Origin of the sequence: Lysinibacillus sp. FSL P4-0201, from assembly GCF_038593425.1 — a bacterium.
In the GTDB taxonomy this organism is placed as follows: domain Bacteria; phylum Bacillota; class Bacilli; order Bacillales_A; family Planococcaceae; genus Lysinibacillus; species Lysinibacillus capsici.
The window spans coordinates 2,012,819-2,033,492 of sequence record NZ_CP151995.1 but is presented as its reverse complement, the minus strand read 5'-3'; the positions used below and the strand labels follow the sequence as shown (position 1 = coordinate 2,033,492).

At 42.1% G+C, this 20,674-nt stretch carries 22 protein-coding genes; 5 read left to right on the top strand and 17 right to left on the bottom strand.

Annotated elements, in window-relative coordinates; translation table 11 throughout:
- Positions 1 to 98: 98 nt before the first annotated feature.
- Genes MKY76_RS10010 through MKY76_RS10000 form a run of 3 tightly spaced genes read left to right on the top strand, consistent with a single transcriptional unit; the run spans position 99 to position 3,968 of the window.
- The gene (locus MKY76_RS10010; protein ID WP_308339955.1) at positions 99 to 713 is read left to right on the top strand and encodes a sigma-70 family RNA polymerase sigma factor; all 615 of its coding nucleotides are present in this window, start codon (positions 99 to 101) and stop codon (positions 711 to 713) included.
- A complete protein-coding gene (locus tag MKY76_RS10005) occupies positions 679 to 1,494 on the top strand; it encodes an ABC transporter ATP-binding protein (protein WP_082148110.1) in 816 nt (271 codons plus the stop codon). Before MKY76_RS10010 ends, MKY76_RS10005 begins: the two co-directional genes overlap by 35 nt.
- Positions 1,494 to 3,968 carry an ABC transporter permease gene (locus MKY76_RS10000; RefSeq protein WP_342557751.1) on the top strand — a complete coding sequence of 825 codons (2,475 nt, stop codon included), beginning with the start codon at positions 1,494 to 1,496 and terminating at the stop codon, positions 3,966 to 3,968. The genes MKY76_RS10005 and MKY76_RS10000 overlap by 1 nt, the downstream gene beginning before the upstream one ends.
- A gap of 124 nt (positions 3,969 to 4,092) precedes the next feature.
- Here the strand turns inward: MKY76_RS10000 and MKY76_RS09995 are convergent, their stop codons facing one another.
- From MKY76_RS09995 to MKY76_RS09975, 5 genes are all read right to left on the bottom strand, one after another.
- Positions 4,093 to 4,824, bottom strand: coding sequence for an alpha/beta fold hydrolase (locus MKY76_RS09995; RefSeq protein ID WP_342557750.1), 732 nt, complete (start codon positions 4,822 to 4,824; stop codon positions 4,093 to 4,095).
- Positions 4,825 to 4,856: 32 nt separating this feature from the next.
- On the bottom strand, positions 4,857 to 5,381 hold the full coding sequence (locus tag MKY76_RS09990; RefSeq protein WP_112117924.1) for a hypothetical protein: 525 nt from the start codon (positions 5,379 to 5,381) through the stop codon (positions 4,857 to 4,859).
- A gap of 128 nt (positions 5,382 to 5,509) precedes the next feature.
- Entirely contained in the window at positions 5,510 to 6,226 is a 717-nt protein-coding gene (locus MKY76_RS09985; protein WP_342557749.1) for a toast rack family protein, read from the bottom strand.
- Positions 6,227 to 6,338: 112 nt separating this feature from the next.
- The gene (locus tag MKY76_RS09980) at positions 6,339 to 6,719 is read right to left on the bottom strand and encodes an SRPBCC domain-containing protein (RefSeq protein WP_048390658.1); all 381 of its coding nucleotides are present in this window, start codon (positions 6,717 to 6,719) and stop codon (positions 6,339 to 6,341) included.
- Between the two features lie 29 nt (positions 6,720 to 6,748).
- Complete coding sequence (locus MKY76_RS09975; RefSeq protein ID WP_342557748.1) at positions 6,749 to 7,957, bottom strand: MFS transporter; 1,209 nt, start codon at positions 7,955 to 7,957, stop codon at positions 6,749 to 6,751.
- 136 nt (positions 7,958 to 8,093) lie between these two features.
- Here MKY76_RS09975 and MKY76_RS09970 point away from each other — a divergent pair, with 136 nt between their 5' ends.
- Together MKY76_RS09970 and MKY76_RS09965 are read left to right on the top strand one after the other, a co-directional pair.
- Positions 8,094 to 8,951: a LysR family transcriptional regulator gene (locus MKY76_RS09970; RefSeq protein WP_342557747.1), complete on the top strand. Its 858-nt coding sequence runs from the start codon at positions 8,094 to 8,096 to the stop codon at positions 8,949 to 8,951.
- Positions 8,952 to 9,060: 109 nt separating this feature from the next.
- Entirely contained in the window at positions 9,061 to 9,930 is an 870-nt protein-coding gene (locus tag MKY76_RS09965; RefSeq protein ID WP_103117938.1) for a DMT family transporter, read from the top strand.
- Positions 9,931 to 9,964: 34 nt separating this feature from the next.
- Here MKY76_RS09965 and MKY76_RS09960 read toward each other — a convergent pair whose 3' ends face one another.
- The 12 genes from MKY76_RS09960 to MKY76_RS09905 all read right to left on the bottom strand — a co-directional run bounded on the left by MKY76_RS09960 (position 9,965) and on the right by MKY76_RS09905 (position 20,667).
- Positions 9,965 to 10,954: a HAMP domain-containing sensor histidine kinase gene (locus MKY76_RS09960; RefSeq protein WP_342557746.1), complete on the bottom strand. Its 990-nt coding sequence runs from the start codon at positions 10,952 to 10,954 to the stop codon at positions 9,965 to 9,967.
- Positions 10,951 to 11,622, bottom strand: coding sequence for a response regulator transcription factor (locus tag MKY76_RS09955; protein WP_279494706.1), 672 nt, complete (start codon positions 11,620 to 11,622; stop codon positions 10,951 to 10,953). The genes MKY76_RS09960 and MKY76_RS09955 overlap by 4 nt, the downstream gene beginning before the upstream one ends.
- Before the next feature lie 2 nt (positions 11,623 to 11,624).
- Entirely contained in the window at positions 11,625 to 12,608 is a 984-nt protein-coding gene (locus tag MKY76_RS09950) for an alpha/beta hydrolase (protein WP_342557745.1), read from the bottom strand.
- 126 nt (positions 12,609 to 12,734) lie between these two features.
- Positions 12,735 to 13,154 (bottom strand): DUF1801 domain-containing protein, encoded by a 420-nt coding sequence (locus MKY76_RS09945; protein WP_004228761.1) that lies wholly within the window; start codon positions 13,152 to 13,154, stop codon positions 12,735 to 12,737.
- A 41-nt stretch (positions 13,155 to 13,195) separates the two neighbouring features.
- Positions 13,196 to 15,007 (bottom strand): ABC transporter ATP-binding protein, encoded by a 1,812-nt coding sequence (locus MKY76_RS09940; RefSeq protein WP_342557744.1) that lies wholly within the window; start codon positions 15,005 to 15,007, stop codon positions 13,196 to 13,198.
- Positions 15,004 to 16,737, bottom strand: coding sequence for an ABC transporter ATP-binding protein (locus tag MKY76_RS09935; RefSeq protein ID WP_342557743.1), 1,734 nt, complete (start codon positions 16,735 to 16,737; stop codon positions 15,004 to 15,006). The genes MKY76_RS09940 and MKY76_RS09935 overlap by 4 nt, the downstream gene beginning before the upstream one ends.
- Positions 16,738 to 17,172: 435 nt before the next feature.
- Positions 17,173 to 17,859 carry a hypothetical protein gene (locus MKY76_RS09930; protein WP_233732640.1) on the bottom strand — a complete coding sequence of 229 codons (687 nt, stop codon included), beginning with the start codon at positions 17,857 to 17,859 and terminating at the stop codon, positions 17,173 to 17,175.
- Positions 17,856 to 18,350, bottom strand: coding sequence for an ECF transporter S component (locus MKY76_RS09925; protein ID WP_103117933.1), 495 nt, complete (start codon positions 18,348 to 18,350; stop codon positions 17,856 to 17,858). The genes MKY76_RS09930 and MKY76_RS09925 overlap by 4 nt, the downstream gene beginning before the upstream one ends.
- 31 nt (positions 18,351 to 18,381) lie before the next feature.
- Positions 18,382 to 18,774: a bifunctional adenosylcobinamide kinase/adenosylcobinamide-phosphate guanylyltransferase gene (locus MKY76_RS09920; protein WP_342557742.1), complete on the bottom strand. Its 393-nt coding sequence runs from the start codon at positions 18,772 to 18,774 to the stop codon at positions 18,382 to 18,384.
- Positions 18,726 to 19,322 carry a histidine phosphatase family protein gene (locus MKY76_RS09915; protein WP_342557741.1) on the bottom strand — a complete coding sequence of 199 codons (597 nt, stop codon included), beginning with the start codon at positions 19,320 to 19,322 and terminating at the stop codon, positions 18,726 to 18,728. The genes MKY76_RS09920 and MKY76_RS09915 overlap by 49 nt, the downstream gene beginning before the upstream one ends.
- The gene (gene cobS / locus MKY76_RS09910) at positions 19,295 to 20,071 is read right to left on the bottom strand and encodes an adenosylcobinamide-GDP ribazoletransferase (protein ID WP_342557740.1); all 777 of its coding nucleotides are present in this window, start codon (positions 20,069 to 20,071) and stop codon (positions 19,295 to 19,297) included. Before cobS ends, MKY76_RS09915 begins: the two co-directional genes overlap by 28 nt.
- 20 nt (positions 20,072 to 20,091) lie before the next feature.
- Positions 20,092 to 20,667: a bifunctional adenosylcobinamide kinase/adenosylcobinamide-phosphate guanylyltransferase gene (locus MKY76_RS09905; RefSeq protein ID WP_333006722.1), complete on the bottom strand. Its 576-nt coding sequence runs from the start codon at positions 20,665 to 20,667 to the stop codon at positions 20,092 to 20,094.
- Positions 20,668 to 20,674: the final 7 nt, after the last annotated feature.

Genomic DNA, 20,674 nt, shown 5'->3' with positions numbered 1-20,674 from the left:
CTCCTTTTTTTGATGAAGCCACTATCATTATAGCAGTAAATTGATAACCTTCTATTAAATGGGTATGCTTATGACGTTTCTCAATAAAAATAAAAAACTTGAATCGAAATGATGACTTGCTGAGTCTAATGGTCGAAAAGGAGGCGATTTTCATTACGAGCACCCAACAAACTCTTGTAGCCTTAGCCCAACAAGGTGATGAGCAGGCGTTTTATCAGCTCATTGAGCAGGAGCAGCATAAGCTTTACCGAATGGCCTATGTCTACGTACAAAATGAAAACGACGCCGTAGAAGTTTTTCAGCAAACCATTATTCGAGCCTATGAGGGGCTACCGCAATTAAAGGAGCCTCACTATTTTGCCACTTGGCTTACCCGCATTATGATAAATTGCTGTAAAACCTATATTGCGAAGAAAAAAACAGTTATGCCTGTTGAACCACAAACTTTCGAGGATTTAACAAGTGCATCTCCTACATACATCGAAGAAGAGCTGGATTTATGGCAGGCTCTTTGCAGGCTTGAGGAAAAGTACAAAACGGTGCTATTACTACGATTTTATCAAGACTACTCTGTCAAGGATATTGCGGCGATTTTGCAATGCCCTGAAGGTACCGTGAAAACACATATTCGCCGTGGCTTGCATGCATTACGACAACAATTAAAGGGGGCATATCTCGATGAGTGGGTTCAATCCGCTGAAAGAAGTCATTAATGCAATACCCATCCCTGAAGGACGTTTAACAGAGGTGCTACGTGTTGAAGGGATGTCCAAAATTTATCAGCAAAAGCATCATACTGTGAATGCCTTGAAAAATATCCATTGCACCATTTATCAAGGGGAAATGGTGGCGATTATGGGGACAAGCGGCTCTGGTAAAAGTACTCTTCTAAATATGATCAGTGCCATTGATGAGCCAACAGATGGAGCATTATTTTTATTTGGCAAGGAAGCGCAGGCTATTTATCAAGAGCCAAAAGCATCGCAATTCCGAAAAGAAAATATCGGCTTTATCTTCCAATCCTTTCATCTGCTAAAGGATTTAACCGTCGAGGATAATATTGCACTTCCCCTTATTTTAAATGATATTCCTAGCAAGGAGATTAAGGTGCGTGTGCAGCATATGATGGAAACCTTAAACATCGCTGCTTGGGCAAAGCATCGACCACATGAGCTTTCTGGTGGACAGAAGCAACGTGTCGCCATTGCGCGAGCGATTATTGCCAATCCTCCTATTTTACTTGCAGATGAGCCAACGGGGGCTTTGGATGTTCATACAACAGATGAAATTTTAGAGCTGCTTGTTGCTCTGCAAAAAAAGAACCAGCAAACGATATTACTTGTCACACATGACCCCTATGTGGCTACCTATGCCAATCGGGTATTGTTCTTCCATGATGGGGCGATTGTGGATTCCTATCAAAACCGGCAAAATGAAGAGGATTTAGATTGTATTCTAATGAAATTCAAGGAAATAACGAGGGGGGATCGCTAATGTTTACGATGCGCAATATTGCCCTCAAGCTTTTTCGTGCAGCTTGGGCAAATGTCCTAACGAGTATTAGTATTATTACGATCTCGATTTGCCTGGTGATGACGATGACCGTCTACATTTGGAATGCGAATAGCCAGATGAAGGCAGACATCCAAGCGTTGTATGGGGAAATGGATTTAATGGTTGGTTATAATCCTGATCAGCAAAAATTGTTGACGACAAATCAAATAGAGGAGCTTTCTACTCTAGCCGGTGTCACACAAGTGTCCCGCTTATCGATAGCCCATACAATCGTTGAACATGAAAAATACACCGCATTTTATACCGTTGGCGTTGAAAATGATGACCTTGTGAAAAGTCGCTACCATTTTGCGGTCAATCTTGGACCGAACGATGCCATTCTTTCGGAAAATGTTGCCCGTCTTTTCAACAAACGAGTTGGGGACTCTATTCATATTCAATCAAAGGATTTTATCGTGCAAGAAATTTTACCGACGATGAACGGCACTGACAGCCCTAATATCATCCTCTTAGCGAATGACGTAGTTAAGGCATGGATGAACAACAGTCAGCCACAAACGGCAGGCATATTTGCGCTCATTAAAACTGATGAGGGGCGTGCCAAGGCTGTAGGCGCAGAAATCAAACAACTGGATGCAACATTACGTGTTGATGTTATGAGTGATTACGATGTCATTAAAAGAAATTTACAGAGCTTAATGGTTTTTATGATTGTACTATCCGTTTTTATTTTACTCATTTCAAGTGTCCTATTGCTGTCCACATTCCAGCTATTATTTTATAAAATTAAAGAGCAGCTCATGATCTTACGGGCTCTCGGGGCATCCGTGAAACAGGTTGGACGTATAGTCAAGCTCCAACTATCACTGATCATTAGCTTTGGCGTTATGCTTGGAACAACGCTGAGCCTTGTGATAATAAAAAGCTGGCTACCACAATTAATTAGCTTTTTGCATTTACCCGAAGCTAAAACAGAGCTTCCTATTGTGTTTATTCTTTTAATTGCCCTTTCCAGCTTCATCATTCTTCAAGTGATGACAAAATGGCAAGTAGCGAAAAGCTCTCGACTACTGCCATTACAAATCGCGACAGATAATGAAAATTTAGAGCTGCGTTGGACAAAATGGAAAACAATTATTGTCAGTATTGTAGGTGTGTCAGCTACCTTCTTCTTTTTACAAGCCTATTTAGCTGGGACAGGAAGCGATCAAGGTGCCTTATTTATTTTACTCGGAACACTATTTGTATGTGGAATTTTACTGTTACTAATCCCCTATCTATTTACAGCCATCCTTCATCTGGCTTTAAAGCCGATTCGAAGGGTACTTGGCAAGGAAGCCTATTTAGCATGCCAGCAGCTCATGCCACAAGTACGCAAAAATATGCCCGTGGTGCTCAGCATGATAGGATTAATGGTTATTTTAACCTTTGGAAGTTCATTAATGAAAACCCTACAACACAATGACCTTGCCTACACAGAATCACAATACGAAACAGCCATAAAAATCAATAATGAATTAAATGATCCAACTATCACGCCTGCAATGATAGAGGAAATAGAAGCATTGCCAAGCGTACAGTACGCGTATACACAAAGTAATAATGCGTATATTGCTCTACAACTCGGCGATGAATGGCTACCAGAGAACTATACAACCATTGATATTAAGAAATTTATGCAATTAAAGAAGTTGCCTCAAATTGAGGAAGGAAATTTGCAAAATGGCCTTGTCGTGACAAAGGGCTTTGCCGAGCGTTATCATTTGGCAGTGGGTGATCGTGTAACGATGGGTACCTATGATTTTACTGCCCGGCAGGATATGCCTACTGGTGAGTTACAAATTATAGGAATTACTGATACACCTATTCACCGTGCTGATTTAATCGTTGATTGGTCATCATTCCTCACGGCACAGGATCACCCAATTATCGAAGACATTATGGTAGAAACATCCCACCCAGAGCAGACATTGGCGGAGCTGTCATTCTTGGAACAGCGCTGGCCAGCCCTGAAGTTGACAGATAAAGCGACCATATTAGCACAATCCAATGAAATGTTCTTCCAACGGTGGAGCTTATTTGTTGGCGTCTTTGTTATTTTAATAGCTGCCACGGGGCTTGGTGTCCTCCAAACATTACTGCATACCATTTATACAAAACGCAGTGACTATGCCATCCAACGATTAATTGGTCTGTCACCAAATGGGCTGATGAAACTCATACTGACACAAGTCCTATCGTTTGTCCTTTATGGTCTCACGGTCGGTACATTTCTGGGGTTCGTTTTAACGAGGATGCTAGGCTTCATTGATGATGGCTCGCCGATGTCCTATGACTTTCTAACATTGGGCCTCACAAGTCTCGCGTTCCTAGGGTCAACCCTCATTGTCTTTACCCTCCAAGGCTACTGGATGAGCAGACAAAAATTAGCGAATGAGATCTTGGAAATATAAGTAAAACAGCCCCTCTATGGTTAGAGGTGGCTGTTTTTTTAGAAGCGGGGCTCTCTCTTGAGCGAGCGCTTTTACCCCTCTTTGGAGCGGAGCACCCCCACTCCTTTTATAAATGAAATTCTCCCTAAATTTGAAGAAATTCTATCATTTCCTTTATGATAGCCTCTTGATCTCGTCCTAATGTCATGAGATGCTTAGAATTTCCAAAGCCTTTCTTCTGCTTTCTAGATGAATGAACGTGCCGATAGATCGTTTCAGCACTTTGCGTGTATAAGGCATCGTCTTTTTCACCATAGTAGATAGCGATAGGAATGATAATTCTATCAAGCTGTTCCATCGTTGCTTGGATAAATGTTTGGAATACGTTCATTGCATGTAATGGCATGTTCTCAAATGGCTCCATTTCCTGAGCGATTTGAAGTGGTGGCTTGCCTTCTATTGTTTTGTAATTATGGGCATAGTCCATAATCCTTTGTTTTAATTGCTCTGGCTCCTTATCAAACGGCACAGATAAGACAATGATTTGCTCGAGCCTTTCTAATTGAGCAAGCTTCAACGCGAAAATTCCCCCGATGGATAGACCGATGACCGAAATCTTTTGATAGCCTTCATCCAATAAAAATTGATGAGCATTCACTACATCCTGCCACCAGTCGTCTACCTGATAGTGTAATAACTGTTCTGGATGGGTGCCGTGTCCACGATACAGCGGCGCATAGCAAGTATAGCCTTGGTTATGTAGTGCAGTGGCTACTGTCTTCATATCTCTTGTATGACTTGTAAAGGAATGTAAAAGCAATAGGGCTTGCTCATTTCCCTGTAAATAAATCTCTTTTGCTGGTAATATGTTTAGCATTTCATCAAGCCCTTTCTTCCATCTACCTTTATTTAAGCCCCAACAAACAGCACTGCCTGTCCGATGGCAATAAAAAAGGCTTCCTGCTGAATGGGGCTGCTGTCTTCAATTTGTAGTGTAATGTCAAAATGCGTCTCACAGAAAGTCGCTTGCCAGCGTGCGATAGGCTGCTCATTCACAGTAAAAACAGACCAGTCCTCCATTTCTTTGTTGAGCTTGATCTGCTGTTCGCCATCGGTAATAACTAAATCAGGAATCATAATTTGCCAGCCATCATAGGCAATCATATAGTCTTTACCTGTTACCAAATCCTTGCCACGGAAATGCACGCGCCCGCGACGGGATACTTTTTTACACGTAAAAAGCGGCTGACCATTGCGATCGTGAACATCAAAACGAACGAAATAACGATAGTCCATCGTTTTATCGAATGCTTTTTTTAGTGCATTGGAATACACGCGTTGAACGGTGGACGATACCTCCCCCGCTTCATTTAAAATTTTAACGGCCTCTGTTGACTCGATGGCCGCTGGTTGCTTGTATGTATAGGTCTTCAATCTATTCGCTCCTTTGAAACATTGCTTTCTTAAAACTACCATAAAATAAGCGTCAAATACAAAGGATGTATTTGACGCTCCTATTATGGTTATTGCATTTATTTCAATCAAGTAGCCTACTCCATTTTCTATCGATCTAACTTAAAGGTAATTTCCCCGATGCCCAATTCCGAATTGACCTCTAGCACGACATCCGCCTTGTCGTAAGCTTCGTTGACATAGACACCATTCCCTTTTGATATAAGGCCCTCCACATTAGACGAGCCAATGCCTTTTTCTGTCGTTAATTTCACGCCAACCTTTGAAGGTAAAATAACTGTTGTTTGACCGACACCTGTTTCAATAGTCGTTGTAAAGCTCTTTTTCCAGTCGCCACCTAGATTAACCGTTAGATCACCGACACCCGCTTCAATATCGAGCTTTTCCAGCTGAAGACCCTGTAAATCAAGATTGGCAAGAGAGGCACCCGTTTCCACATTCAGATCCATGGGGATGCTGTCGTTCAGTTGAATCGCCCATGTGTTTTTAATATTCGAGAGCCCCAGCCTTGTTGAGCCCTTATGCTTGATTTCCACTTCTCCTGTATCGCCATGTAGATCATAGTCTATCTGAGGGGCTAGCTTTTTTACATTATATTCTGCGTTGCCCTCAACCCATTCCTTTGCACCACTCGATACATTCATTTCGCCAACACCTAAATCAATGTCTACCTCTAATACTTTCGCTTTATCCTTTTCCACCAAAATGGCTTCCTCTCGCATTTTATTTGGAATAAAGGAAAAGCACCCCGATAATACCAATGCTGACGTGCCTATCACGACACCTAAACCCACTAATTTTTTCACTATTATTTCCTCCCACCGTATAATCTACCAATAATTTCATTATATAGAAGGGAGGAAATTAAAATACGACCCTCCGCTCGAAATTCATCTAAGACCTAAGACGTAGAGAGGCTTACTGATAAGGAATGTCATGCCCCTCCAGCAATGCCTTTAAATTCGCAAGAGAGGCATCATAGCCTGACGAATTAAAGCTCACCGTAGTGCCATTACCCTGTTGGGCTAGCGTAATAGCAATCAATGTTTCAGGAACTTCTAGATAGAAGGAAAATTCCTCATTTTTCTTCACTTGCTGAATCGTTAGCTCCATCGGCAGTTTTTCAGAAAGCTGGTTATGCGCATTTGGCATTAAGGTAAATGTCATCTTTTCCCCAGCTGTTAGTATAGGGATGTCCCATATGGAGCCTGGTGCGTACCATCGGGAGAGGGATTGCTCCTCTGTAATCGCCTGCCATACTTTATCAATCTTTGCCTCAATCCAAATCGAACTGGTCATTCACAGCAACCTCCATTTCCTCTTTTCCATTATTTTACCGAACTTTCAGAAGTTAGACTACCTTGGGATGTTCTGTATAAGTGAAATGCCCCCAGTATAACCATCACAGCGATAACATCCAAAGCGAGCTGATAGCTGGAAAAAACAGTAACCAATAAACCATAAACCGTTGGTGCCAAGACAATAAAGAACTGATTAATCGTTAACGCTGCACTAACAGTTAGTCCTACTGCTTGCGAATCGGATTGCTCCGTGACACAAGTGATATATATGGAATACCAGCCAAGCGCTAAAAACCCAAATAAACTGCAAAATAAAATCATGAGGCCCTTGCTATGTATGACAAAGGGCAAAAAGCCAACCATCAGGAATGTAGCGACCATGACGAGCACTAATAATGGCTCTCGTTTTTGAGCGAAATAAAGATCACTCATCCAAGCAAGTACAATTCTCCCAAACATCCCACCAAATAAAATCAGACTTAAATAGCGCCCCGCCTCGGTTAATGTATACCCACCTTCATGATGTAAATAGCTCATAAAGTGAGCAATGATAATCATTTGGAGGGACATCATGACCATGCCCACAAAAAATAAAGGATAGAGCGCTCGATTGTGCCGAATAGCACGCATCTTCTCTTTAAAAGGAATGAGAGGTGCCGTAGCGGTGTCATGCTGTTTTGGTTCTTTGTACAGCAATAAAAATAATAGTCCCCCACCAACCGCCATCAAGCCCTGTGCTAAATGGACAGAGGATAGATGATGATGTTGATACAAATAGGTCAGCAAAGTGGAAGCCAATGCACCACCAATCGGAATACCTGTTTGGCGTATCCCAATAGCAAGTCCTCGATGCTTGTTAGGAAACCATTTCACAATAGCAGTACTGCCACCTGTTTGCGCACTGCCATACCATATCCCCACAACTATTAATACGAGAAGCAATGTCGTATAATGATTCACGGGTATTAGCAATAAGGCTGACATGCCCAGTAGTATCGAGCCCCATCCAATAATCTGCTTTTCTCCCTTTTTATCCATGAGATAACCAAATAGCAGCATGGAGAAAATTGGCCCTATATTGACGGCTGAAACAATTAGCCCTGTCTGGAAGGACGTTAAGTGCCATTCCATTTGATAAAAAGAGGCAACTGGCCCCATTCCGTAGGTCACAAAGGTTGCGGCTGTTTGCGAAAGTGTAGCCACAAGCAAGATGACCCATCGATAATATGTATGCATAAAAACCCTCCATCAGGTTACTGCTTTTGCAGTCTACCTTTTCATTATCTAGAGTGTACGTGGACAGCTAGCGAACGTAAAATGGAGGAAAATGATAGCGGCTATTAAAAAAATCTATAGGTATGTGAGGAACAACATGAACATTGAAGAAATTGCCTTAAAAATGGAGCTTTTAGAGAGGCAAAACTTGAGTAAATCGGCTGAAATCACCAATTATACACAATCTGCCTTAACAGCAAAGGTGAAAAAAATGGAGCGTGAAATTGGGCAGGACGTCTTTAAACGAACACCCCAAGGCTTAAAGCTGACAGAGGTAGGTCAACATTATTTACAGTTTTTAAAGAAAGTTGCCGAGCAGTATGAAGACTTTTTACATACCATCGGCCCTACACAAACGAGCATTTTGGTTGGTACATCTCATACAACCATTAAAATATATGGACCATCCATTATGAACGCACTGCAAACTAGTCGAAGTCCGATAGATGTTGATTTCACTGTGGAATCAAGTACAGCCTTAAATCACAAAGTCCATCTGGCGGAAATAGATTGCGCATTGACAAGTAATCCAATCAAGCATTATAGCGATCTACACTATGATGTACTAGCCACAGAGACGTTTGAAGTTATCTCAAGCTCCGCTCATATCATTGACTTTGATCAACGAACACCTGTCACATTGCTTGTGTTAAGTAAGGGCTGCATGTATACCCATGCATTAGCACAATGGCTCACTGACAAGCAGGTACCTTTTACGATGAAGGAAATTAAATCAGTTAGTAGTATTTTAGATTTTCTTGAAATCGAGCATACATTGGCTGTATTAAATACCAAATTACTAGCACTTTATCCTTGTCCCGACATGCATTTTTATGATTTAGATGGGCTTCACAGTGTGATCGAAACAGTTTATATCTATAAAAAAGATGACCGTAAGCAGCCCTTCATCCTGCAATTAAAACAGGTCATTGAATCCTTGCTTGAGCAGAATTAGCACCATAAACCTATTTTGTGCTAATATTCTAAAAACCCTATATTATTCATGCGGACTACACTATAATAGGTTTGTCATTATTAATCTTGTAAATGCTTAGGAGTACATCATGTTTTATTACATCTCGTTATTTTTTGCAGTATTTGCATTATCTACCTCAGCAATCTTTGTTAAGCTAGCTGATGCACCACCAGCGATTACAGCCTTTTATCGACTATTTTTTGCGATGCTAGTTCTTCTTCCATTTTTATTGGCACAGAAGAGCTTGCGGCAGGAGCTTACAAGTCTCTCGAAAAAACAATGGGGACTCGGCATTTTATCAGGCTTATTTTTGTCCTGTCATTATGTGTTATGGTTTGAATCATTAAACTACACATCTGTGGCTAGTTCAACCGTCATTGTGACACTACAGCCACTATTCTCTTTAATAGGCAGCTATTTTTTATTTAAGGAGCGATTTTCAAAAGGAGCGATTGTTGGCTGCTTCGTAGCGATCATCGGCTGCTTCATTATTGGCTGGCAAGATTTCCAGATTAGTGGACAAGCCCTTTATGGCGATATTCTTGCCTTTATTGCGGCAGGTATTATTACAGCCTACTTTTTTATTGGGCAATCAGTGCGCAAGGATTTATCGCTCATTCCCTATTCTATTATCGGCTATGGCAGTAGCTCGATCTTTTTAGCCGTTTATGCCCTCTTTATGAAAGAATCGTTTTTCGAATATTCAGCCTCCACCTGGTGGTCCCTTGTAGGGCTGGCTGTCATTGCAACGATTTTTGGGCAAACCATTTTTAATTGGCTATTGAAATGGTTAAGTACAACGGTGATTTCCATGAGTATTTTAGGCGAAACAATCGGCACATGTATATTAGCTTATTTTATTTTAGATGAGATGATTTCCGTTCAACAGGGGATCGGTATTGTGGTCATTTTACTAGGACTGGCCCTGTTCTTACTACAGCAACGAAAATCTGTGTAAAAGAAAAAACAACGGCAAAGGCTGCCGTTGTTTTTTATTGGTGTGTAAAGTAGAAGGTCGTGCCATTTTTGTTTGATTGTAAGGAAGCTTCGATATTCAATGTTTTAGCAATATCCTGAATGATTTTAAGCCCAAGTCCGCCATGCTCATCTTCCGTCGTAAAGCCAATACCATCATCACACATGACAACTTGCCCGTCCTTGATCGTCACCTCTAGCTTGGATGCTTGGGCATGCTTTAATGTATTTTGAAAGACATTATCGAATAAACGCTGTAGCCACAATTCATTGCTAAGCCAAGCTGCTTGTAAATCATCGTGCTGAAAATGCAGCGTAATATTCTGCATGCGATATAGATACTGCCACTTCTTTATCATCATTTGTAACAATGGGACAAGTTGAACCTCCTCCTGCATGACATAGGACTGTTCACTCGTATCAAAGGACTGTAACTGAAATGCATTAGTTAAATTCGTGATATATTGAATTTGTGCATGTAAGGATTCCACCAATTTGGGCTGCCCCTGTAGCTGATCCTCTAGATAAAACAGCTGCAAACGGATAGCCGTTAACGGCGTATGAATGTCATGTCGCAACTTTTGTAGCAGCTCTTTTTGAAGCTCCTGCTGCTGGGCAAGCTCTAATTCTCGGTAAGTTGTACGCTCAATTAAAAGATTGACAGATTGGCTAAGCTGTCCAATTTCATCCTCACTTTTTATCGTTAACGTCTCAGGTATTCGCTCATTACTTGCTAGTTCTCGTATTGTTTTATTAAGTAGTGTAATTTTGGATAGTAACGAATGAATCGATGTGGAAAATAGCCATGCGAGCATTCCTAACGCTAGCACAAACGCAATCAGCATCACAGGATAGGCATAGGACTCATGAAACGGAATGCCGTCATTTTTCATTTTAAAGGCCTTGTCATACAAAATTGACATGGCCACACTAATGCCTAATAGTACAACAGGCACACTCCCAATGGCTACAAATAACAAAGTACGGTATTTTGTTTTTAAGGTCATTTTTTATTATAGGTATTTAAACGATACCCTTCTCCATAAATATTTTGCACAATAATGCCTGCTGGGTCTTGTAGCTTTGTTCGAATTTTTTTAATATGGACATTCAAAATATTATGATTGCGTTCATCGAGCGGCCAAAGATAATCAAAAAAATGTTCCTTTGTTAATACTCGGTCTCGATTGTCAAATAAATAAAAGAAAATTTTTCGCTCAATCGCTGTTAGGGCGATTTCATCATGGATACTATGATGAAATACTTGACGGTGCTCCCCATCGATCAATAAATGCTGAATTTGCGTAAGTGTACCATACTGTTGTGCTAGCATTTTTTGCATTCTTAGCAACAGTTCTCGCGGATCAAATGGCTTTGTCAGGTAATCCTCACCGACCATCAACCCCTCTAGCTTACTTTCAATATCATTACGTGCCGATAGAAAAATGATTGGAATATTTAAGCCTAATCGTTTAATATTTTTGCTCAATTGATAGCCATCCTCTCCTGGCAGCATAATATCCATTATGACTAAATCCACCTGCTGAATCAGCGCCATCATATCCTTGCCATCTGTTTTCCAGATTGCCTCATAGCCCTCACGCTGTACTATTTTTTGCAGTAGATCACCAATCATGTGATCGTCTTCTATAATTAAGATTCTAAATCCTTTCATACTTATCGACCTTTCTCATCACCCGTTGTTTTCATAAATTCCATTGCCAGTTGATAGATTTCATCTGGCTGATAGAGATAAATACTATGTGTCCCACTGACCTCTTTCACTTGTGCATTAGTGAATTGCTTTACAAAGTCAGCATAATCCTGCCGATTTTGCTTCGTATATTTCGAATGTTTGTTTTCTTCCGCAATCGCATCAATCAGTAAGATAGGCGTGTCTTGCGGCTTTTTGAGCTGTTCTGATTGTAAACTATTTTCGTAGACCTGCAACAGCTCATTTTGCATATCTTCATTAAAAAATTGCTTAAAGGACAACGCCTGATAGATTTCCTTTTCCTGTGCTGTTAAAAACGACATTTGAAGTACTTGCGGATTATAGACCTGTGTTGGCAAAAGTCGATGTAAGCCGAGTTTAGTAGCGAGGTGCATGCCTCTCACCATCCACCGATCGACTGTGCCCATTGGATGCTTTACATATTGACTAGGTAGGCCAATGTCTAGCGCGATGATGCCCTTTACTTCCTCTGGGTATTTTTGCGCCCAGTAAATGGCCTCTAGCCCTGAAATGGAATGTGGCACAAGGACATAGGGCGGTTCAAGCCCACTTTGCAGAAGTGCCTGTCGCGTTTGCGCTAAAATCGTATCGATTCCTCTATCATCATGGGCTACGTCGCTATAGCCATAGCCAGCTCGATCCACTACTGCAATTTGATGATGCTGTGAAAACTTACGATACAGCCCTTTTAGCTCATATACGGGTGCTGCGATACCTGAGCCAGCCATAAAAATATATGTATCCTCGCCAGCCCCCTCCTGATAAACATGGAGATTGTGACCATCTACATTGTTTAATGTGCCGTTAGGTTGTAAAATAGCTGACTCCTTCTGTATTAAGCTATAGTGATAAATACAAATTATCACCATTCCAAGCACAATCAATGCCCCCATATAGACAATCATTTTCTTTGCTTTCTTTTTCATACGTATCTCCTCTTTTCGTTGATACTTGCAAGGATACACGGTAAAAATAAATATCTACTAAACTTTTGGAGAAAATAGATAAATTTCATACAAAAAAGCTACCTAACTAATAGGCAGCTCTCTTGATTAAGCATCTGGATAGGTTTTTCGTAAAAAATCGATCGTTTGTTGTATAAGGGCTTTTAAGATGTCTTCATTCACATCAGCTAGCTTATTAATATAAACGCAGGCTTTTCCTGTTGTGTGTTTACCAAATTGTTGTAATAGTTGCTCTCGTTCATCCCCTGGAGCAAAATATAAGCTAATTTTCGCTTTGCGAGGGGAATAGGCAGCTAGTGGGGCATCCCCTTCATGGCCTGTTTGATATTTGTAATGATATTTACCAAAGCCTATAATACTCGGTCCCCACATTTTGGCTTCATAGCCTGTGACCTCTGTAAAAATGTCCAATAATCGATAGGCGTCTTCTCGCTTTTTTGGATGGTCTACACTTTCAATAAATTCAATGACACTTACATCGGTTTCTTTGGTCTTTAATTCATACATGTCAATCCCTCGCCCTCTGGAAGATGTACCTTTATTATTCCCTATTCTACCTGCTCTAACAATAGTTTTTGTTGAAGATGACGATAGATCCCCTGCTGCTGCATCAGCTCTTGGTGATTGCCCTGCTCGACAATTTCTCCCTGCTGAATCACGAGGATTTGATCGGCATTTTCGATTGTTTTCAGACGATGGGCAATGACAAAGCTTGTGCGTCCCTGCATTAAATGCTGTAAGCCTTTTTGAATATCGACCTCTGTTTGGGTATCCACGCTAGATGTCGCTTCATCCAAAATTAAAATATCTGCATTCTCTAAAATTGCACGGGCGATCGCAATAAGCTGACGCTGCCCCTGACTTAAATTGGCTCCTCCTGCCTGCACGGGTGTTTCGTATTGGGCAGGTAAATATTTGATAAAATGATGGGCATTCGCAATTTTTGCCGCTTCCACAACCTCTTCATCTGTCGCATCTAGCTTACCAAAGCGAATATTTTCACGAATCGTTCCCGAGAACAAATAGGTGTCCTGTAAAACCACACCGACTCTTTGGCGAATCGTCGCCATCTGATAGTGCTCAATATTATGCCCATCAATTAAAATCTCACCTTGATCGACGTCATAAAAACGTGTTAATAAATTGATAATCGTTGTTTTGCCTGAGCCTGTTGGGCCAACAAGAGCAAATGTCTCTCCTGCCTTGGCATGGAAGTCAATGTTTTTTAACACAGGCTTATTTGGCTCATAGCTAAATGATACTTGCTTGAAAACAACATCCCCCTTGAGCGATGCCGTCTTGATAGCATTAGGCTTGTCGGCTACCTCTGAGGGTTCATCTAGTATCTCAAAAACACGCTCTGCCCCAGCAATAGCAGACTGGAAGGTGTTTAATAGATTAGATAGCTGATTAAGCGGACGGAAAAATTGCCGTGTATAGGTCACAAAGGCGGCAATAATCCCCACTGTAACAATACTCTTTACTGCTAAAAAGGCACCTGTTCCGATGACGATGGCAAGGCCTAAATTATTCATAAAGTTATTAATCGGACCTAGTAAGCCAGAGGTAATTTCTGCTCGTTGGGCAGAGTTTCGTAGATTTTCGTTTTGCTGATGGAACGTATCAATCGTTTGCTGCTCCCTACCAAAAAGCGTAAGTACCTCCGAACCTGTAATCATTTCCTCAATATAGCCGTTCAGCTTCCCAAGATCCCGTTGTCGTGCTGCATAATTTTTACTGCTGCGTTTAATGATTTGCTTGGTTGTGAAAACGATTAGCGGAATAATAATCAATGTCACGATTGCTAATTGCCAGCTTAATGTAAACATGGCAATACTGACACCGATTACAGTTAAAATGGACGACACGATTTGCGTAACACTTTGCGCAAGTGCTGTATTTAAATTATCAATATCGTTGGTCACACGGCTCATTAAATCCCCAAGTGCACGCCGATCAAAGAAACGTAATGTCAGTGTTTGAAGCTTTTGAAATAATTCCAGACGCAATGTCCGAATGGTTTTCATCGCCACATGAATCATGACATAGGTTTGCAGCCATGTCAGAATAGAGGCTACTGAAAAAATAACGGCCAACAGGATGCCTAAACGAATCGTTCCGTCGATATCCTTTTTCATAATGTAATCATCAATAATATGCCCAATCATATAGGGCCCTGCAAGGCTTAAAAAGGTCGAGGCAATGACAAAAAAGATAGAGAAAAACAGCCCTATTTTTTGTTGCTTGACATAATGCCACACACGTGACAATGTCTCCCTTTGATTTTTCGCCTTCTCAGCTGGTCCTCCCATACGCGGTCCACGACCAAAATTCATTTGCTTTGGTTGACCTTGACTCATCCTTGTTCACCAGCCTTTTGCTGTGACGCATAAATTGCTTGATAATGCGCATTTGATTGTAGAAGCTGCTGATGGGTTCCTTGCCCAACAATGTCGCCATCCTCTAGTACCAAAATAACATCTGCCTGCTGAATGGAGGCAATTTTCGACGCTACGATGAAGGTCGTTGTGTCTTGATAATAGGTGGCAATAGCTCGCTGCACTTGTTGTTCTGATGCACTATCGAGCGCTGACGTTGTATCGTCCAGCACCAAAATGGCAGGCTTTCGAATAAACGCACGACTTAATGCAAGCCGCTGCTTCTGCCCACCCGAAAGATTCGTAGCACCCTGTGATAATTCATGTGCTAAGCCCTTATCAAGTCGCTCTACAAATTCACTGGCGCAGGCCGCCTCTAATGCCTGCTGTATGTCCTCAGCTGTAGCATCATCCTTACCGAGAAGAATATTTTTTTCAATCGGTCCTGAGAACAATAATGCTTTCTGTGAGGTAAATCCGATATGCTCACGTAGGGTTGCGAGTGAGTAGGATTTTAGCGGTTTTCCGTCTATGCGGATTTCGCCACCAGAGGGATCAAATAAGCGAGGTAATAGCTTCACCAGCGTCGATTTACCACTACCTGTTTTCCCAATAATGCCGACCGTTTGCCCTGGTTTCACCGAAAATGAAATCTTTTTGAGGACATCCTCAGCTGTTTCATAGTAACGATAGCTCACCTGATCAAAGTCAATGGCCCCTTTTATTGGATCGGTCAGCGCATGTTCCGCTTCCTTAACAGCAATCTCTTTGTTTAACACGTCCACAATGCGTTCTCCTGAAGGCAAGGCTCGCGCTATTTGCATCAGCACCATACTAGAGGACATCAGTCCATTTAAAATAATCGTTAAATAATTGATGAATGCAAGAATAACGCCAACTTGCAGTGTACCCGCGTCTACCTTAATGGCTCCAAGCCAAAGCGCGGCTACAATCCCTAGATTGACAACAAACATCGTAAAGGGTACAAGCACGCCGACAATTTGCTCAGCTGTAATAAAACGTTTCGTCAACGCCTCATTTAATTCTCCAAACTGTGCTACCTGCTGTGTTTCACGGCGAAAGGCTTTAACTACACGAATACCCGCCAAATTTTCCTGTAGCTTCGTATTGACGGCATCAATGGCCTCCTGAACACGACGATACAATACACCCGAATACTTCGTAAAAAAATACATCGCTATAACCAACAATGGTACGATAATGAGCAATATGGAAAAAAGCTCACGTGCTGTGACAAACACAATAATCACTGCGCCGATAAAGAGCAAAGGCCCACGCACAAAAATACGCAGCGTCATCATAAAGGCACGCTGAATACTTTCCACATCACTCGTTAAAATCGTAATCAGCTTCCCCGTTGTAAAAGCATCTCGCTCCTTGGCTGAGTAAGTCATCATCTTCTCATAAAGAGCCTGTCGAATGTCCGAGGCAAAATGAATCGCCGCCTTCGAGCTATAATACGAGCAACCAACCCCACCAATAAGTCCGAGCACTGCACTGCCAAGCATCCACACAAACATACTCAATACGTAACGATTATCCCCATTGGCAATCCCCGTATCAATCATATGTTGCATGATGGTCGGCTGAATTAAATCCATCGTCACCTCTAGCACCATCAATAACGGTGCAATCAGCGTGAAAAATTTATAAGGCCCCAAATACTGCCCTAATTGTTTAACTGCCTGCATACATTCGTCTCCGTTCTATTTAAATCCCATTCGTTCCTTATTATAACTGAAAATCATTCCCATTTGATAAATAATTTTTCGGGTCTCGTAATATTATTGGGGTGGTTTGATTGTGGTGTAGTGTCTTCATAAGGAGAAAAAATCTAATTTCTAAGCAGATTTTGGAGGGTGGTGACTTTTTAGAGCGAAGTTCCACTTATTATGAGCGGCTTTCATTTACTTTGGAGCGGGTTGCTCTGCTTAAGAGCGACTTCCTCACCTTTCAGAGCGGGCCTATTCCTTTACAAGCAACAGCCAGCTACTTTAGATTCAGCGTCATCCTGTCAATAAGTAAGGAAATACCCAGAGCAAGAATCATATCGAAGTAAAATAACACTTGCTCTGGGTTATCTAGCCCTGTCCCAAGATGCGATCATTTGCTCAAAACAAGCCCCATCACTTTTCAGAAATGCGTAGTTTCTCAAAATTTCGCAGGAAAATTTTTTGTGCCTGTGACTCATTGTCTGGAGAAATGCCTAGCAAAATGACTGTACAGGGGCCTGCTGATTTTGCACCATCAAGGGCGCATTCCACATGTCGCTCCCCAAACAGACGGGCAAATTCTCCTTGCACCCCCCTCGATCCGACTGGCCATACTTGCTGAACAATTTCTGACTGCCATGCCTTGAAAACAGGCAGCAACTGCGCCACATCTTCAGGCTGTGCCAACACCTCTTCACCCACAAGCGGCAGGCCATAGGTGTACCAGCTAAGCTGATCGTGGTCAAATGCTCGACGCTGCTGCTGAATTTCTCCAAGCATCGTAACAGCTAAGCCTGACTGCAATGTAGGCATATTGGATTCCGTACTCCCCGTAATGGCTGGGCATGTAAGACCTGCCTCTGCAAACACTTGCTGTATACCTTTTTCATAGCGAGACCATGCGGCATCTCCAGAAAAATTCGCAAGTAGAACTTGAATAGGTAGTGCCTGTGCAGCAAGCTGTTCTAAAAACGTTACACGGGCTGTCATGTAGGCTGTCAATTGGTCTGGTGCCGACACAACATCTTGCGGTTTTTGTCCGATGGCTGCGGCATTATCCATGGTCGCAATGAATGCCCCTACTTTCATCGCATTTCTCACTGTGCACGACCTTCCTTACGCACAAAAACCTTTGAGAGGACGGGCATTACTACCGCAACAATGATTAAATTGATCACCGTTGCCATTAGAATACTACCTAAAGCACCCCAGAAAAATGCTGGACTAATAATAAAATAAAATGGTAGTGGCGCAACAATACCATTTAATACTAAGGCAACTGGCCATTTCCAAAAGTGCATGCCTTTTTTATGCATCATTCCGAAGACCCATACGACAATCAACATTTCTACCGCAATAATAATATGTAAAGGTCCTAGGGGGAATCCAGATGTTAATGCTGTAATAAAATGGCCGATTAATCCAGCAACCCCTGCTAAGATGGGGGATAGAAAGACAACACCTAAAAAGGCAGGAGCCGAATCCAGTGCAGCCGTTGAAATAAACGCTGGTACCTTAATCATTGCTCCTACTGCACAGATGGCCGCTACCATCGCCGTCAAAATCAATTTTCTTAATTTTTGTCGTTCCATTTCATTCCCTCTTTTCTGTTGAATGTCAACTTTACTTCAATGGCTCAGCTATTCCATACCAAATCCGTACAACTTGCTCCGCTTCCTTGAACAAAGCTTGGTATAGTCGACCACAGGTATCGCGTAGCTGTCGGGCTTGTTTTTCCATTGGCACAACCCCACGCCCCATATCCGTCACAATAAGTGCGAGTGTACAATGGTGTTCAAGCTCTTGTAATGTGGCTAGCACCTTTTGTACGATTTGTTCATCTTCCTCCAAGTTTTGTGTCACAAGCCATTTTTCTAAGTTCTTTAGGACAAGGACATTACAGGCGGGCGCTACCTCAGGTAGTTCGCCAGCAATCATAACCATCTGTTGCGGTTCATACAAGCGCCTCACATAGTCGGTTTTGCCGTTATAGGCACCTCCGATAAAGACATGCATCGTGCTCCCTCCTCCCAAGCCTTTCTAGTAAATGTTAAAACAAATTGTTTATCATGTGGCACCTGATAGGACCAAAAGGGCTGTTCTGTTGGCGCAAAGGCAACAAGTAAGGCACGAATAACCCCACCATGAACCACTAAATAATAGCTATCCTCATTTTTCGGTAAATAATGAAATCCATCTACAACACGTTTCATAAAATCATCGAATGCCTCACCTTGTGGAGGGGGTGTACTGATTGGATCATCTATCCATGCCCGATAGTGAGCATCCATTTTTAGCTCCTCATAGGTTTTCCCTTCGAATGCACCAAAGTTCGTCTCTCGAAGGGATGCCTCTGCCTGGTAGCTAGCATTGGGAAAATAATGAGCAGCCGTTTGTCGACAGCGCTGTAGATCACTGCCATATACCTTTTTAACCAATGCATCCACAACAGCAAGCTTGGCTGTATCTGCTAATGGTGCGTCCGTCCACCCAAGGTAACGCTTTTCAAGATTCTCTTTAGTAGGCGCATGACGTATTAAGCACACAGTAACAATGTCACCCATAGCACAACCTCCATCCCTTCAATGGAGGCACCCAGTAAATCGCCAGATACTCCACCAAAATTACGCAACGTAAATTGTCGAAAAATAAAAAGTGCAATGGCTAAAACGACGACTAGGACAACAGGAAGAAGTAAGAACTGCGTGCTGATAAAAACAACCGTCATCGCCAATACGAGCGATAACAGCATGATCACTTTTAATCGATTAGCATTCATATGAGACTTAAAAAAATAAGCAAGACCTTTTTCCTTTGAGCACTGGAGTGACATAAAATAAAAGCTCATGCCCACCCTTGTTAGAAATGGAACGAATAGTACCATCCACAAGTCGAACTTCTGCTGCACAAAAAGCTCATGTAGAATAACAAATTTCCCCATTAATAAAAACATCACAGCCAATACTCCGAACGCTCCCACACGGGGGTCATCTAAAATCTCCAATCGTTTTTCTCGATCTCGATAGGAAAAATAGGCATCGCCCATATCAATAAAGCCGTCTAAGTGCAAACCACCTGTCCATAAAGCAAATAGCCCTATCACAGTGAAAGCTAGCATCACTTCACTGCTGGCTGTCCACTGCATAAGACTATAAAGCACAGCTGCCACCGTTGTTCCCATTAAAGCACCTATCCACGGTAAGCAAGCAAACATGCCTGTGATGGTAGACCTTGTTAGCGGAAGCTCTTTATGTACTGGCAATACCGTAAAAAATTGAAATGCCAGTAGGAGGCTATGCCAAAAATTTTTCATCCTCTTGCCTTCCTTCTTGATTATTTCCATCTCTTTACAATGCCATAGTTCATTTCATAGGCCTCCTGTGCCATAGAAACCAACCATTGATGGAACTGTCCGAGCGTTCGTCGGTATAATTCTACTTCATCACTAGCATAAGGAGGTTCATCAAACAGTTCATTGGATACCACAAAAAAAGTCAAATCCTTCTTCAGTAGTGATTGGATCGCCTGCTTGACGGCCTGTAGCTTCTTAGCTAAACAACCAGGCTGATGTAAACAGGGTGTCCCCTTGTCATAGCCTTCGTAAAAAGCATTGGTCAGCCAAGTTGTCACGCAATCCCACAGCACCACATCTCCATCCTGAAGTGTCTCAAATACTTCAGAAATTGCATAGGGAGCCTCCACTGTCAGCCATTGTACAGGCTGTGCCTGGCGATCTGCCTGATGCCGTAAGATTCTTTTTTCCATTTCATGATCTAAGGCAATACCCGAAGCCAAATAGAGCAAGCGTTTCGCTGTACATGCCTGTGCCTCATACTGCTGAAGCGCTGCTTGCTCGGCAAAATGGGATTTACCACTACGTACACCACCTGTAATAAAAATAAGCGCCATGTAGGAC